The organism is Micromonospora foliorum, assembly GCF_022229015.1.
In the GTDB taxonomy this organism is placed as follows: Bacteria; Actinomycetota; Actinomycetes; order Mycobacteriales; family Micromonosporaceae; genus Micromonospora; species Micromonospora foliorum.
Map to the genome: position 1 here is coordinate 1 of NZ_JAKKFF010000287.1, position 13,933 is coordinate 13,933.

18 protein-coding genes are annotated in these 13,933 nt (G+C 71.6%); 15 read left to right on the forward strand and 3 right to left on the reverse strand.

The features are described from left to right. The 5 genes from PSH25_RS21040 to ribH all read left to right on the forward strand — a co-directional run. Positions 1-298 (forward strand): RibD family protein (locus PSH25_RS21040; RefSeq protein WP_238660717.1); only part of this gene is annotated, 298 nt, incomplete at its 5' end. A gap of 1 nt (position 299) precedes the next feature. After that, the gene (locus PSH25_RS21045; protein WP_238660718.1) at positions 300-944 is read left to right on the forward strand and encodes a riboflavin synthase; all 645 of its coding nucleotides are present in this window, start codon (positions 300-302) and stop codon (positions 942-944) included. Next, entirely contained in the window at positions 944-1,633 is a 690-nt protein-coding gene (gene pnuC, locus PSH25_RS21050) for a nicotinamide riboside transporter PnuC (RefSeq protein WP_238660719.1), read from the forward strand. Before PSH25_RS21045 ends, pnuC begins: the two co-directional genes overlap by 1 nt. Beyond that, positions 1,630-2,895, forward strand: coding sequence for a bifunctional 3,4-dihydroxy-2-butanone-4-phosphate synthase/GTP cyclohydrolase II (locus PSH25_RS21055; RefSeq protein WP_238660720.1), 1,266 nt, complete (start codon positions 1,630-1,632; stop codon positions 2,893-2,895). Before pnuC ends, PSH25_RS21055 begins: the two co-directional genes overlap by 4 nt. Positions 2,896-2,897: 2 nt before the next feature. Beyond that, entirely contained in the window at positions 2,898-3,398 is a 501-nt protein-coding gene (ribH, locus tag PSH25_RS21060; protein WP_238660727.1) for a 6,7-dimethyl-8-ribityllumazine synthase, read from the forward strand. Between the two features lie 46 nt (positions 3,399-3,444). Here the strand turns inward: ribH and PSH25_RS21065 are convergent, their stop codons facing one another. From PSH25_RS21065 to PSH25_RS21075, 3 genes are read right to left on the reverse strand one after another with little or no spacing between them, the layout of a single operon-like run. Continuing rightward, positions 3,445-4,188: an amino acid ABC transporter ATP-binding protein gene (locus PSH25_RS21065; protein WP_308193710.1), complete on the reverse strand. Its 744-nt coding sequence runs from the start codon at positions 4,186-4,188 to the stop codon at positions 3,445-3,447. 3 nt (positions 4,189-4,191) lie between these two features. Then, positions 4,192-5,037 (reverse strand): amino acid ABC transporter permease, encoded by an 846-nt coding sequence (locus PSH25_RS21070; RefSeq protein WP_238660721.1) that lies wholly within the window; start codon positions 5,035-5,037, stop codon positions 4,192-4,194. Next, positions 5,034-5,897 carry an ABC transporter substrate-binding protein gene (locus tag PSH25_RS21075; protein ID WP_238660722.1) on the reverse strand — a complete coding sequence of 288 codons (864 nt, stop codon included), beginning with the start codon at positions 5,895-5,897 and terminating at the stop codon, positions 5,034-5,036. Before PSH25_RS21075 ends, PSH25_RS21070 begins: the two co-directional genes overlap by 4 nt. Positions 5,898-6,030: 133 nt before the next feature. Here PSH25_RS21075 and PSH25_RS21080 point away from each other — a divergent pair, with 133 nt between their 5' ends. The 10 genes from PSH25_RS21080 to pheT all read left to right on the forward strand — a co-directional run. Next, positions 6,031-6,294 (forward strand): phosphoribosyl-ATP diphosphatase, encoded by a 264-nt coding sequence (locus tag PSH25_RS21080; RefSeq protein ID WP_030335709.1) that lies wholly within the window; start codon positions 6,031-6,033, stop codon positions 6,292-6,294. Between the two features lie 49 nt (positions 6,295-6,343). Next, positions 6,344-7,189 carry an ATP phosphoribosyltransferase gene (gene hisG, locus PSH25_RS21085; protein ID WP_030488425.1) on the forward strand — a complete coding sequence of 282 codons (846 nt, stop codon included), beginning with the start codon at positions 6,344-6,346 and terminating at the stop codon, positions 7,187-7,189. 282 nt (positions 7,190-7,471) lie between these two features. Further along, positions 7,472-7,741 (forward strand): hypothetical protein, encoded by a 270-nt coding sequence (locus PSH25_RS21090; protein WP_238660723.1) that lies wholly within the window; start codon positions 7,472-7,474, stop codon positions 7,739-7,741. A 21-nt stretch (positions 7,742-7,762) separates the two neighbouring features. Then, positions 7,763-8,236 (forward strand): PH domain-containing protein, encoded by a 474-nt coding sequence (locus tag PSH25_RS21095; protein WP_181539405.1) that lies wholly within the window; start codon positions 7,763-7,765, stop codon positions 8,234-8,236. A 671-nt stretch (positions 8,237-8,907) separates the two neighbouring features. Then, a complete protein-coding gene (gene infC, locus PSH25_RS21100; protein WP_030488427.1) occupies positions 8,908-9,558 on the forward strand; it encodes a translation initiation factor IF-3 in 651 nt (216 codons plus the stop codon). A gap of 20 nt (positions 9,559-9,578) precedes the next feature. After that, positions 9,579-9,773, forward strand: coding sequence for a 50S ribosomal protein L35 (gene rpmI, locus PSH25_RS21105; RefSeq protein WP_007458415.1), 195 nt, complete (start codon positions 9,579-9,581; stop codon positions 9,771-9,773). Positions 9,774-9,805: 32 nt separating this feature from the next. Next, entirely contained in the window at positions 9,806-10,198 is a 393-nt protein-coding gene (rplT, locus tag PSH25_RS21110; protein ID WP_030488429.1) for a 50S ribosomal protein L20, read from the forward strand. 83 nt (positions 10,199-10,281) lie between these two features. Continuing rightward, complete coding sequence (locus tag PSH25_RS21115) at positions 10,282-11,079, forward strand: TrmH family RNA methyltransferase (RefSeq protein ID WP_274527746.1); 798 nt, start codon at positions 10,282-10,284, stop codon at positions 11,077-11,079. Between the two features lie 218 nt (positions 11,080-11,297). Beyond that, on the forward strand, positions 11,298-12,365 hold the full coding sequence (pheS, locus tag PSH25_RS21120; RefSeq protein WP_238660725.1) for a phenylalanine--tRNA ligase subunit alpha: 1,068 nt from the start codon (positions 11,298-11,300) through the stop codon (positions 12,363-12,365). A gap of 40 nt (positions 12,366-12,405) precedes the next feature. Then, the coding region (gene pheT, locus PSH25_RS21125; protein WP_238660726.1) for a phenylalanine--tRNA ligase subunit beta at positions 12,406-13,933 on the forward strand (1,528 nt) is incomplete at its 3' end.

Below are 13,933 nucleotides of genomic sequence, written 5' to 3' on the forward strand. Positions count from 1 at the left end.
CGCCGGCCCGGACGGCCGGGTCGACCTGCCGGCGCTGCTCGCGGCGCTGCACCAGCGTGGGGTCCGCGCGGTGCTGCTGGAGGGCGGCCCCCGGCTGGCCGGCGCGTTCCTGCAAGCCGGCCTCGTCGACAAGATCGTCGGGTACGTCGCGCCGCGGTTGCTCGGCGCCGGCCCGACCGCTCTGGTCGACGCGGGAGTGACCACCATCGCCGAGGCAATCGATCTGGAGTTCGTCGACGTTACGCAGATCGGTCCGGATCTCCGGATCACCGCTTTGCCCCGTAAACGGGAGGGCTGACATGTTCACTGGCATTATCGAGGAATTGGGCGAGATCATCCGGGTCGCGCCGACGGCGGGCGATTCGGCGCTGCTCGGCGTTCGCGGCCCGCTGGTCACGTCCGACGCCCGACACGGCGACTCGATCGCCGTCAACGGTGTCTGCCTGACCGTCGTGGAGGTGGCCGACGGGGTCTTCACCGCCGACGTGATGGGCGAGACGCTACGCCGCTCCGCGCTCGGCGCGCTGCGCCCCGGCGACCCGGTCAACCTGGAGCGGGCCGCCGCGCTCGGTAGCCGGCTCGGCGGGCACCTGGTGCAGGGCCACGTCGACGGCGTGGGTGAACTGATCTCCCGGGAGCCGGCCGAGCAGTGGGAGACCGTCCGGTTCCGACTGCCCGCCGCCCTGTCCCGGTACGTGGTGGAGAAGGGCTCGATCACCATCGACGGTGTCTCGTTGACCGTGGCCGCCGTCGGCGCGGACGAGTTCGCCGTCGGGCTGATCCCGACCACGCTCAAGCTGACCACGCTCGGCGCGAAGGGCGTCGGCGACCCGGTCAACCTGGAGGTGGACGTGTTGGCCAAGTACGTCGAGCGGCTACTCGGCGACCGGCTCACCGACGCCGACGCTCGCGGGGCGAGCGCGAACCCGGGCGGGGTGGCCTGATGGGCCCGCTCAGTTGGCTGCTGGACGCCCAGGTGCAGGTCGCCGGCTCGCCGGTGCTGGCCCGGGAGATCGTCGGCAACGCGTTCGGGCTGGTCTCGGCGCTGCTCGGGCTGCGTCGGCTGGTCTGGGCGTGGCCGGTCGGCATGATCGGTAACGCGCTGCTGCTCACCGTCTTCCTCGGCGGGGTGTTCGCCACCCCGCAGGAGCACGACCTGTACGGGCAGGCCGGCCGGCAGGTGTTCTTCTTCGCGGTCAGCGTCTACGGCTGGTGGCGCTGGCAGCGCAACCGTCGCGCCGACGCCGGGCAGGCGGCCGTCGTCCCACGCTGGGCCACCGGACGGGAGCGACTGATGCTGCTGGTGGCCGCCGTGATCGGCACCGCCGCGGCGTACCCGCTGCTCAAGGCGCTGGGCTCGTGGGGCCCGCTGCCCGACGCCTGGATCCTCACCGGCAGCCTGCTGGCCACGTACGGCATGGCCCGCGGGTGGGTGGAGTTCTGGCTGCTCTGGATCGCGGTGGACGCGGTCGGGGTGCCGCTGCTGCTGCGCGGCGGGTTCTACCCGTCGGCCGTCATGTACCTGATCTACGGCGCCCTCTGCGTCTGGGGCTTCGTTGCCTGGTGGCGCACCTCGCGGGCCGCCCGACCGGCGGCCGTCCGTACGCCCATCTACACGGAGGCTGTCGCATGACCAGCTTTGGGGACATCGAGCAGGCGATCGCGGACATCGCGGCCGGGCGGCCGGTCGTCGTGGTCGACGACGCGGACCGGGAGAACGAGGGCGACCTGATCTTCGCGGCCGAGTTGGCCACGCCGGAGCTGATGGCGTTCATGGTGCGCTACACCTCCGGTTACGTCTGCGTGGCGCTGACCGAGAGCGAAGCCGACCGGCTCGACCTGCCGCCGATGCACCACACCAACCAGGACCGGCGCGGCACCGCGTACACGGTGACCGTGGACGCCCGCGAGGGCGTCAGTACCGGCATCTCGGCGGCCGACCGCGCGCACACCAGCCGGCTGCTCGCCGACGCGGCGACCGACCCGACCGACCTGGCCCGCCCCGGGCACGTGGTGCCGCTGCGCGCCCGCGAGGGCGGGGTGCTGCGCCGGCCGGGGCACACCGAGGCGGGGATCGACCTGACCCGGCTGGCCGGGCTGCGTCCCGCCGGCGTGCTCTGCGAGCTGGTCAACGACGACGGCACCATGATGCGCCTGCCGGACCTGGAGAAGTTCTCCGCCGAGCACGGTCTCACGCTGGTCACCATCGCCGACCTGATCGCCTACCGGCGGCGTACCGAGAAGCAGGTCGAGCTGGTCGCCGACGCCCGGATGCCGACGAAGCACGGAGTGTTCCGGGCGCTCGGCTACCGCGCCGAGCACGACCCGGCCGAGCACATCGCGATGGTGCTGGGTGACCTCGGTGACGGGCAGGACGTGCTGGTCCGGGTGCACTCCGAGTGCCTGACCGGGGACGTGTTCGGCTCGCTGCGCTGCGACTGTGGGCCGCAGCTGGAAGCCGCGCTCGCTCGGGTCGGGCAGGAGGGCCGGGGCGTGGTGCTCTACGTCCGTGGGCATGAGGGGCGCGGCATCGGGCTGCTGCACAAGCTGCAGGCGTACCAGTTGCAGGACCTGGGCCGCGACACCGTCGACGCCAACCTCGACCTGGGTCTGCCGGCCGACGCCCGCGACTACGGCACCGGCGCGCAGATCCTCTACGACCTGGGCGTGCGGTCGATGCGGCTGCTGACCAACAACCCGGCCAAGCGGGCCGGGCTGGAGGGGTACGGGTTGACCATCACCGGCCGCGAGGGGCTGCCGGTGGGCGCGCACCCGGAGAACATGCGCTACCTGCGCACCAAGCGGGACCGGATGGGTCACCTGCTGGACGAGTTGGACGAGGTGTCCGAGGCGCCGCTGGGGCGTCCGGTCGCCAACGACGAGATCGGAGCATGACGATGGCGGGTTTCGGTGAGCCGGGAGTCGAGGCGGTCGACGCCGCGGGGCTGACCGTCGGGGTCGTTGCCGCCCGCTGGCACGGCGAGCTGACCGACCACATGCTGGAGCGTGCGGTGGCCGCCGCCGAGGCGTGCGGCGCTCGTTCCGTGGTCGCCCGGGTCGCCGGCTCGGTCGAGCTGCCGGTGGTCGCGCAGGCCCTCGCCCGCCGCTGCGACGTGGTGGTCGCCCTCGGCGTGGTGGTCCGCGGGGCCACCGCCCACTTCGACTACGTCTGCCGCTCGGTCACCGACGGGCTGACCCGGGTGGCGCTGGACGAGGGTAAGCCGGTGGCGCACGGCGTGTTGACCGTGGAGACCATCGAGCAGGCCCGGGACCGCGCCGGTCTGCCCGGCTCGGCGGAGGACAAGGGCTGGTCCGCCACCGTCGCGGCCCTCGACGCAGCGCTGGCCGTGCGGACCGTGGCGGCGGGCAACGCCCAACGGGTCGGTTTCGGCGGCTGACGCCTCTGCCGGCTCTGGCGCCTCGGCCGGCTCTGAAGGTCCGCCTTCAGAGCCGGCCGGCCTCGATGATCCGGCGCAGGAACTGCCGGGTACGAGGCTGTGTCGGCTCGCCGAGCACCTGCTCGGGCGGGCCACTCTCGACGACCCGGCCGGCGTCGAGGAAGCACACCTCGTCGGCGACCTCCCGGGCGAAGCCCATCTCGTGGGTCGCCAGCACCATGGTCATGCCGTCGGCCTTCAGGTCGCGGATCATCGCCAGCACCTCACCGACGAGTTCCGGGTCCAGCGCGGAGGTGACCTCGTCGAGCAGCATCAGTCGAGGTGAGTTGGCCAGCGCCCGGACGATCGCCACCCGCTGCTGCTGCCCGCCGGAGAGCCGGTCCGGGTAGGCGTCCGCCTTGGCGCCCAGCCCCACCCGGTCGAGCAACTCCCGGGCCTGTGCCTCGGCCTCCGCCCGGCCCCGCCGGTGTACCCGGCGCGGCGCGAGGGTGATGTTGTCCAGCACGCTCAGGTGCGGAAAGAGGTTGTACGCCTGGAACACCATGCCGATCCGCCGCCGGACCTGGTCCGGGTCCACCCGGGGATCGGAGATGTCCACCCCGTCCAACTCGATGGTGCCGTCGTCGAGTTCGTCAAGCAGGTTGACGCAACGCAGCAGGGTCGACTTGCCGGACCCGGACGCGCCGATCAGGGCCACCACCTGGTGCTCGGCGACGGTCAGGTCGAGCTGGTCGAGCACGACGTGCCCGCCGAACTCCTTGCGCAGACCCCGACAGCGCAACAACGCCACGGTTCAGCCCCCTGACTGTCTTCGGGCCGCGCGCAGCGTCACCCAGTCGGTGACCGCGATCAGCGGGATCGCGAGCAACACGAAGAGCACCCCCGCCACGACGTACGGCGTGTAGTTGAAGGTCTGGGCGGTGGCGATCTGGGCGGCGCGGACCGCGTCGATGGGCCCGGCGAGGGAGACCAGCCCGACGTCCTTCTGCAACGCCACCACGTCGTTGAGCAGGGGCGGCGCCACCCGGCGGACGGCCTGCGGCAGGACCACGTGCCGCATCGTCTGCCGGTAGGACAGGCCCAACGAGCGGGCCGCCGCGAGCTGGCTGGGGTGCACCGACTCGATGCCGGCCCGGAACACCTCGGCGAGGTAGCCGCCGTAGGTCAGGACCAACGCGATCCCACCCAGCACCAGCACCGGCGGCATGCCCTGCAACCGCAGCCCCGGCACGCCGAGGGTGAGCAGGTAGAGCACGATGATCAGCGGTAGGCCGCGGAAGGTGTAGGTGTAGCCGGCGGCCAGCGCGCGGACCGGGAAGAAGACCGGCCCGCGCAGCGTCCGCAGCACGGCGACCAGCAGCCCGAGCAGCAGCGCGCCGACCGCACAGCAGACCAGCAGCCGTACGTTGAGCCAGAGCCCGCTCAGCACCGTCGGCAGCGCGTCGCGGGCGATCTCCGGATCCAGGAACGACCGGCGGACCCGGTCCCAGCCCGGCGCCCCGGTCACCGCGATCACCAGCAGCGTGCCGAGCGCCGCCGTCGAGAACGCCGCGACCAGCACGCTGTAGACGGTCTGCCGTCGCCGGTACGCCGACCGCCGCAGCTGCGCCTCGGACGGCACATGATCCAGAAGCGTCACCGCAGCTCGGCCGCGCCCGCCACCTGCGCGAGCCACTTCTGCTCCAGCTCCTTCAGCGTGCCGGCCGTGGTGAGTTGACCGACTGCCCCGCTCACGCAGGAGGTCAGTGGAGAGTTCTTGTCCAGCAGCAACCCGAACGCCTCGGGCGTGCCGACCTGCGGCACCTGCCCGACGATCGTCGCGTCGGTGATCTCCGCGCCGGTGATGTAGAAGGCGGTCGGGAGATCCACCACGAGACCGTCCAGCTGCCCGTTCTGCAGCGCCTTCTTGGCGTCGTCATTACTGTTGTAGACCTGCGGCTTCGCGGTTGGCTTGATCACGTCGGTGATCGCCTGGTAGCTGGTGGTGCCGACCTGCGCGCCGAGCCGGGCGTCGCGCAGCTCGGCCAGTGACTTCCGGCCGGCGATCTTCGACGACTTCAACGCGATGACGGTCTGGCGCACCAGGTAGTACGGCGCGGAGAAGTCGACCGCCCGCTTGCGCTCCTCGGTGATGGAGAACTGGTTGATGTCGAAGTCGAAGTCCTTCGGCCCCGGCGCGATAGCGGTGTCGAACTTGACCCGGGTCCAGGTGACGTCGGCGCGGGCGTAGCCGAGCTTCTCGGCCACCGCGTACGCGACGGCGGATTCGAAGCCCTCGCCGCTGTCCGGCTTGTCGTCGGAGAACCACGGCTCGTACGCGGGCTGGTCGGTGGCGATGGTCAGCTTGCCCGGCGTACGCGTGGGCAGGCTGTCCTTGGCGCAGGACGGCGCCGCGGTGACAGTGGGGGTGGGTTTCTCGTCCTGTGGCGCGCACCCGGCGGTGGCTACGGCGGCGGCGCCGGCGAGGGTGAGCGCGAGGAGACGTGAGCTGCTGGCCATGGCGGACAGCGTAGAGCTCCATGAGCATCGATCGACAATTGTCCCACCATGTTGGTAGGAAATTGTCCGCTTGCTGGATTTTGGCGGACCCGGACGCGGGACGCCGCCCGGGTGGCTGGAAGAATCGTTTCCCGTGAAGACGTTCGAGGAGTTGTTCGCCGAGCTGCAGGCCAAGGCCGCCGCCGGCACCCCGGGCTCGGGCACCGTCGCCGCGCTGGACAAGGGCGTGCACTTCATCGGCAAGAAGGTCGTCGAGGAGGCGGCCGAGTCGTGGATGGCCGCCGAGCACGAGGGGCCGGAGCGCACCGCCGAGGAGATCTCCCAGCTGCTCTACCAGGTCCAGGTGCTGATGCTCGCCAGTGGTCTCGAACTCAAGGACGTCTACCGACATCTGTGAGTGCCCCCACCCCCGTTGATCGCCATCCGGATCGAAGGAGCACTCCGTCATGCTGCGTGTCGCCATTCCCAACAAGGGCACCCTGGCCGAACCGGCCGCCCAGATGCTGCGCGAGGCGGGCTACCGCCAGCGCACCGACCCCAAGGACCTCGTCTGCCGTGACGAGGCCAACGACGTCGAATTCTTCTACCTGCGCCCCAAGGACATCGCCACCTACGTCGGCTCCGGTGACCTCGACCTCGGCATCACCGGCCGGGACCTGCTGATCGACTCGGCCGCGCCGGCCGAGGAGGTCGTCGACCTCGCCTTCGGCCGGGCCACCTTCCGCTTCGCCGCCCGCCCCGACGACATCGCCTCCGTCCAGGAGTTGGGCGGTCACCGGATCGCCACCGCGTACCCCGGGCTGGTCGAGCGGCACCTCGGCGAGGTGGGCGTCAAGGCCGACGTGATCCGCCTCGACGGCGCCGTGGAGAACGCCGTACGCCTCGGCGTCGCCGACGTGATCGCGGACGTGGTGGAGACCGGCGCGACCCTGCGCCAGGCGGGCCTGGTGGTCTTCGGTGAGCCGCTGCTGCGCTCGTCGGCGGTGCTGGTCCGGCGCGCCGGCGCGCCCGCTCAACCCCAGGCCGAGCAGTTGCTGCGCCGCCTGCACGGTGTGCTGGTGGCCCGCCGCTACGTGATGCTCGCCTACGACGTGCCGGCCGGACTGCTGGACCGGGCCAGCGGGCTCACCCCGGGCATCGAGTCGCCCACCGTCTCGCCGCTGCACCGTGAGGGCTGGGTGGCGGTGCAGGCAATGGTGCTCCGCGACGACGTGCACCGCATCATGGACGAGCTGTACGAGCTGGGCGCCCGCGCCATCCTCGTCACCAACATCCACGCCTGCCGCCTCTGACCGTTCCCGTTCCCGTTCCCGCCCGCGTCTGCGGTGCGGCCCCGGCGCTTGATCAACTCGGGTTCCTTGAAATGGGGGCGTCCGCACGCCAGGGACACCCCCGTTTCATTGATGTCGAGTGGATCTTGTCCGGAGCCTGGGCTTGGGCTGGGCTTGGGCTTGAGGCGGGGGCGTGGGCGTCCGACAGCCGCACCCGGATCGGCAAGATCGCGCTCGATCATTGAAGTAGTGGCCTCGACCTCGACGGAGGCCACTAGATCCTGGATCGAGCACGATCTTGACGTGGCTGGTGGCCGGTGGGCGCTCGGCGGGCACCAGTGGCAGTGGGCGGTGGCGTGGCCCCGGGCCCCGGACCGGCCCTGGGCCCCGAACCGGCCCTGGACCTCGGACCGGCCCTGGACCTCGGACCGGCCCTGGACCTCGGACCTCGGACCTCGGACCCCGGACCGGGCCCGGACCCCGGACCGGGCCCGGACCCCGGACCGGGCCCGGACCCCGGACCGGGGTGGGCTCGGGGTGATGGCTCGGCGGGTGGTGCGTTCGATGGGCTAGTGCGGGTGGCAGACTGGTGGGGTGAGTGAAACCGAACTGGTCCGCCTGAAGCCCCGCCGCATCCGCGTGGTCTGCTGGTCGGCGGCGGCTGCCCTGGTGGTGGTGTTCGGTCTGGTCGCCACGTCGCTGAGTGGCCCGACCGGCGATGGTTACGGCAGCTTCCAGCGCGGCGACCAGATCGCCATGATCGGCCTGGGCATCTTCGGGGCGCTGGGCTTCCTGCTGTTCACCCGTCCACGGGTGGAGGCGGACGCGCGGGGCATCCGGGTGCGTAACGTCATCAGCTCCTACGAGCTGCCCTGGGAGGTTGTCCGGGGCGTCCGCTTCGACCGGGGCGCGCCGTGGGCCAGCCTGGAGTTGCACGACGACGACCTGCTGCCGATGGTCGCGTTGCAGGCCGCCGACAAGGAGTTGGCCGTCGACGGGGTCCGCGCGCTGCGCCGGCTGCACGAGGCACACCAGGCCCGCCTCGCCGAACGCGCCGTCGGCCGCTGACCCAGCGAAACCGCTCATCGCCAGCCTGCGCCGGAATCGCCCACCACCGGCCTGCGGCGAAACCGCCACCCTGCCACCGCCAGCTGGCGGCGGAATCGCCACTGCCGGCCTGCGGCCGCATTGCCCCTCGCCGACCCCGCCCACGGCCGACCCCGCGTCGCCCGCCCGGCCGTGCCCCGTCGCCAAGATCTCGACAACTCCCCTGTAACTGCTGCCTCCCGGCACCTTGAGGCAGCAGTTACCGAGAGAGCGCGCGGATCTTGAAGCGGTGACAGGTCGGCGACGAAGCGGCGGCAGGGCGGCGCGACGGTGCGGCGCGATGGCCGGCCACACCGGTGCCTGGCCGCAGGTGGTGCCCGGTTTGGGGGTGGCCGGAGCGCCGGTGTAGTGTTATCGAGTCGACCAGGCTGTCTCCGCGTGCGAGCAGACAGCCTTGAAAGCGGAGCGCCTGCTCCCACCCGAGTCACCGCTACGGTGGCCGGGTCCGGTCACCGGTTCCGGGCATGTCCCGGTGCCGGATGCGCGATCCTTGTGGTCGTGCTGACCGGTCGAGCGGGCCCTGGCATGCGCCGGGGCCTTCTGCTTTTCGGGTCGGTTCCCTCCTGGGAGCCGCAGGGGTCGGCAACAGAGCAGAAACGACTCGAGGAGGCCCCATCAGCGTCGAACCACGCGTGAACGAGCAGATCCGGGCACGTGAGGTCCGACTGGTCGGCCCAGAGGGTGAGCAGGTGGGCATCGTCCCGCTGGAGCGCGCTCTTCAGCTGGCCGCGGACGTCGATCTGGACCTGGTCGAGGTTGCGCCGATGGCGCGCCCGCCGGTGTGCAAGCTCATGGACTTCGGCAAGTTCAAGTATGAGAGCGCACTGAAGGCGCGCGAAGCGCGGCGTAATCAGCAGCAGACCGTCATCAAGGAAATGAAGCTTCGGCCGAAGATCGACCCGCACGACTACGAGACCAAAAAGGGTCACGTGGTGCGGTTCCTCAAGGCGGGCGACAAGGTCAAGGTGACGATCATGTTCCGCGGTCGCGAGCAGAGCCGCCCGGAGCTGGGTTACCGGCTCCTGCGCCGGCTCGAGTCCGAGATCACGGAACTGGGATACGTCGAGGCCGCGCCGAAGCAGGACGGTCGGAACATGATCATGGTTCTCGCCCCGCATCGGGCCGTCAAGGCCTCCGCGGTCGCCGCCACGGCGTCTCGCGGCGGACCTCGGGACCGGGCAGCGGACGAGTCCGCCGCTCCGGAAGCCGATGAGACCGCGGCGGTCAGCGAGACCGCAGCAGCCGGTGACACCGGCCTCGCCGCCGACACCAGCAGCGAGTAACAGGGGAGAAGACGTTCCACATGCCGAAGATGAAGAGCCACACGGGTATGGGTAAGCGGGTCAAGGTGACCGGCAAGGGCAAGATCGTTGCCCAGCAGGCCGGCCTCCGCCACAACCTGGAGAAGAAGCCCTCCACCCAGACCCGCCGGCTGACCGGCACGGTCGTGCTGGCCAAGGCCGACGTCAAGCGCATCAAGAAGCTGCTCGGCCGCTGACGCGCGCCACCTTTACGTAATTAGGAGTTGAGATGGCACGCGTCAAGCGGGCTGTAAACGCCCAGAAGAAGCGTCGTACCCTGCTGGAGTCCGCGAGTGGTTACCGCGGTCAGCGCTCCCGCCTGTACCGCAAGGCCAAGGAGCAGGTGCTGCACTCGATGCAGTACGCCTACCGGGACCGTCGCGACCGCAAGGGCGACTTCCGGCAGCTGTGGATTCAGCGGATCAACGCGGGCGCCCGGGCCAACGGGATGACCTACAACCGTCTGATCCAGGGCCTGCGTCTGGCCGGCATCGAGGTCGACCGCAAGATCCTGGCCGACATGGCTGTCAACGACGCCGCCTCCTTCGCGGCGATCGTCGAGCTGGCCCGGGCCGCGGTTACGGCCGAGGGCACCGGCGGCGCGGCGGCTCAGGCCGCCTGATCCCCACGCACCAGAGCGAGGCGTCTCCCGTGTCGGCACCGCCGTCCGGGGGGCGCCTCAATCGTGTCGGAGGAACGCACACCATGGCCTTCACCCCGCGTACCCCCAGGGTTGTCGCCGCCCGCCGCCTGCAACGCCGCCGGGACCGCGACGCCACCGGCCGTTTCCTGGCCGAGGGCCCGCAGGCGGTCCGCGAGGCCCTCGCGCGGCCGGGGGTGGTCACCGAGCTGTTCGGTACGACCACCGCGCTCGACAGGTATCCGGAGTTGGCCGCCACGGCGGCCCGCGCCGACGTGCCGGTCTCCGAGGTGACCGACGACGCCATCGCCGCGCTGGCCGAGACCGTCGCCCCGCAGGGGCTGGTGGCCGTCTGCCGGCACCTGGACGTGTCGCTGGAACAGGCGCTCGCGGGTGCGCCCCGGCTGGTGGCGGTGCTCGCCGAGATCCGCGACCCGGGCAACGCCGGCACGGTGTTGCGCACCGCCGACGCGGCCGGTGCGGGTGCGGTGGTCTTCGCCGGGGACGCCGTCGACCCGTACAACGGCAAGTGTGTGCGGGCCTCGGCCGGCAGCCTCTTCCACGTCGACGTGGTGCGCGCCGCCGACCCGGTCGCGGTGGTCGACGCGCTGCGCGCCGCCGGGCTGTCGATCTTCGCCACCACGGGGTACGGCGACAGCGACCTGGACGACCTGACCGACTACGGTCGGCTCGTCGGGCCCACCGCCTGGCTGTTCGGCTCCGAGGCGCACGGCCTGCCCGAGGAGTTGACCGCCGCCGCCGACGCCCGGGTGCGGGTGCCGCTGTACGGGCGCGCGGAGAGCCTCAACCTGGCTGCCGCCGCCGCGGTCTGCCTGTACGCTTCAGCGAGAGCACAGCGCTGAGGATGACCGTCTCCGCGCGACTGACAGCAGGGGAGAGCGTCCGTCCATGAACGCGACACGGCGTTCGTTTAGCCAGCCCGCCGGTGTCGGCGGGCGGCGGGCCTGACCTGCTCCCTGCGCAACTCCTACCGGCGGGCTGCGGCGCAGCCGCGCGTCCGTAGACTCGCTTAGCCGCCCCGGTGAGGGCTGGCGCCGCCGTGAGGGAGTGCCCGTACGCCATGAGCTACCGCAACGATCCGTACGACCCGAAGCAGGTCGCCCTGCTCGACCCCGCCGCCCTGGACGAGGCCGTCGCGGACGCCACGAAGGCGTTCACCGCGGCGACCGACCCGGACGCGCTGACCGCGCTGCGCTCGGTGCACCTGGGTGACCGGTCACCGGTCTCGCTGGCCCGCCGGGAGATCGGCGCGCTGCCGCCGGCCGCGAAGTCCGACGCCGGCAAGCGGGTCAACGAGGCCCGCCGGGCGATCGAGACCGCGTACGCCGACCGCGCCGAGGTGCTGGAGCGCGAGCAGGCCGAGCGGATGCTGGTCGAGGAGCGGGTGGACGTCACCCTGCCCTACGACCGGCGTCCGCGTGGCGCCCGGCACCCGTTGAGCACCCTGATGGAGTCGATAAGCGACCTCTTCGTGGGGATGGGCTACGAGGTGGCCGAGGGCCCCGAGGTCGACCTGGAGTGGGTCAACTTCGACGCGTTGAACATCCCCGCCGACCACCCGGCGCGCGGGTTGATGGACACCTTCCACATCGCACCGGAGGGCTCCGGCCTTGTGCTGCGTACGCACACCTCGACGGTGCAGACCCGTACGATGCTCAGCCGCAAGCCGCCGATCTACGTGATCGTGCCGGGTCGCGTCTACCGCACCGACGAGATCGACGCCACCCACAGCCCGGTGTTCCACCAGGCTGAGGGCCTGGTGGTCGACAAGGGCATCACGATGGCGCACCTGCGGGGCACGCTGGACCACTTCGCCCGGGCGATGTTCGGCCCGGAGGCGAAGACCCGGTGGCGGCCGCACTACTTCCCGTTCACCGAGCCGTCGGCGGAGTTCGACGTGTGGTTCCCGGAGCACCGTGACGGCCCGCAGTGGGTGGAGTGGGGTGGCTGCGGCATGGTCAACCCGCGGGTGCTGCGCGCCTGCGGCGTCGACCCGGACGTCTACTCCGGGTTCGCCTTCGGCATGGGCATCGACCGGACCCTGATGGTCCGGCACGGGGTCAGCGACATCCGCCATCTCTTCGAGGGCGACGTGCGGTTCAGCCGCGCGCTCGGGACCGGGGCGTAGGCGATGCGGGTACGAGACACGGGAACGGTGGTCTGAAGTCATGCGAGTTTCTGTCAGTTGGCTGCGGGAGTACGTCGACCTCCCCGCCGACCTGCCCACCGGTGACCTGGAGCAGGCCCTGGTCAACCTCGGCATCGAGGTCGAGTCCGTGGTGGACCTGGCCGAGACCGTCACCGGCCAACTGGTCGTCGGTGAGGTCCGCGAGATCGAGGAGCTCACCGGCTTCAAGAAGCCGATCCGGTTCTGCCGGGTCGACGTGGGTGCCGCCAACGGCACCGGCGAACCGCAGGAGATCGTCTGCGGGGCGCGTAACTTCGCCCCGGGCGACCGGGTGGTGGTGATCCTGCCCGGCGGTGTGCTGCCCGGCGGCTTCGCCATCGGCGCCCGCAAGACGTACGGGCACAACTCGGCGGGCATGATCTGCTCGGCCAAGGAGCTGGGCCTGGGCGACGACCACTCCGGCATCATCGTGCTGGGGCCGGACGTGACGGCCAAGCCGGGCGACGACGCGCGCCCGGTGGTCGGCCTCGACGACGTCGTGCTCGATCTGGAGATCACCCCCGACCGGGGGTACGCGCTGAGTCTGCGCGGCCTGGCCCGGGAGCTGTCGCACGCGTTCGACGTGCCGCTGCGCGACCCGGCCATGGCGCCGGCTCCGGGCGGCACCGACACGCCGGCGTACCCGGTGGAGGTCCGCGACACGGTCGGCTGCGACCGGTTCACGGCCCGGCTGGTGCGCGGGGTCGACCCGACCGCGCCCACGCCGTCCTGGATGCAGCAGCGGCTCGTCACCGCCGGCATCCGCAGCATCTCGCTGCCCGTCGACATCACCAACTACGTGATGGTGGAGCTGGGCCAGCCGATGCACGCCTTCGACGCCGACCGGATCGCCGGGCCGCTGGTGGTCCGCCGCGCCGAGGCGGGGGAGAAGCTGACCACCCTCGACGGCGTCAACCGGGTGCTCACCGCCGACGACATGGTGATCTGCGATGACACCGGGCCGATCTCCCTCGCCGCAGTAATGGGCGGCGAGACCAGCGAGGTCGTCGCCGGCACCACCACCGTGCTCTTCGAGGCGGCGCACTGGGACCCGGCGATGGTCGGGCGCACCGCCCGCCGGCACAAGCTGTTCAGCGAGGCCGCGAAGCGCTGGGAGCGGGGCGTCGACCCGGCCGTGGCGCTGGTCGCGCTGGAGCGTGCCGTGCGGCTGCTCACCGAGCACGGCGGAGGCACGCCGAGCGCGGAGATCCTGGACATCGACCACGTTCGACCGCGTACCCCGATCAGCCTTCCGGCGGACCTGCCGACCCGGCGGGTCGGCGTCGAGTACCCGCCGGCGCGGGTGGTCGCCCTGCTGGAGCGGGTTGGCTGCACGGTCGCGCAGGGCGCGGACCGGTTGTCCGAGGACCCGGGCGCGGTCGGCGTGGCCAGCGGCGTCGGGACGGTGCTGAGCGTCACCCCGCCGACCTGGCGGCCCGACCTGACCGACCCGGCCGACCTGGTCGAGGAGGTGGTCCGCCTCGACGGGTACGACAAGGTGCCGTCGGTGCTGCCGACCGCGCCGCCGG

Bases quoted from the DNA above. Each gene is read 5' to 3' on its own strand.
- PSH25_RS21045 (WP_238660718.1), top strand. From the start codon at position 300: ATGTTCACTGGCATTATCGAGGAATTGGGCGAGATCATCCGGGTCGCG.
- pnuC (WP_238660719.1), top strand. From the start codon at position 944: ATGGGCCCGCTCAGTTGGCTGCTGGACGCCCAGGTGCAGGTCGCCGGC.
- PSH25_RS21055 (WP_238660720.1), top strand. From the start codon at position 1,630: ATGACCAGCTTTGGGGACATCGAGCAGGCGATCGCGGACATCGCGGCC.
- ribH (WP_238660727.1), top strand. From the start codon at position 2,898: ATGGCGGGTTTCGGTGAGCCGGGAGTCGAGGCGGTCGACGCCGCGGGG.
- PSH25_RS21075 (WP_238660722.1), bottom strand. From the start codon at position 5,897: ATGGCCAGCAGCTCACGTCTCCTCGCGCTCACCCTCGCCGGCGCCGCC.
- hisG (WP_030488425.1), top strand. From the start codon at position 6,344: ATGCTGCGTGTCGCCATTCCCAACAAGGGCACCCTGGCCGAACCGGCC.
- rpmI (WP_007458415.1), top strand. From the start codon at position 9,579: ATGCCGAAGATGAAGAGCCACACGGGTATGGGTAAGCGGGTCAAGGTG.
- rplT (WP_030488429.1), top strand. From the start codon at position 9,806: ATGGCACGCGTCAAGCGGGCTGTAAACGCCCAGAAGAAGCGTCGTACC.
- PSH25_RS21115 (WP_274527746.1), top strand. From the start codon at position 10,282: ATGGCCTTCACCCCGCGTACCCCCAGGGTTGTCGCCGCCCGCCGCCTG.
- pheS (WP_238660725.1), top strand. From the start codon at position 11,298: ATGAGCTACCGCAACGATCCGTACGACCCGAAGCAGGTCGCCCTGCTC.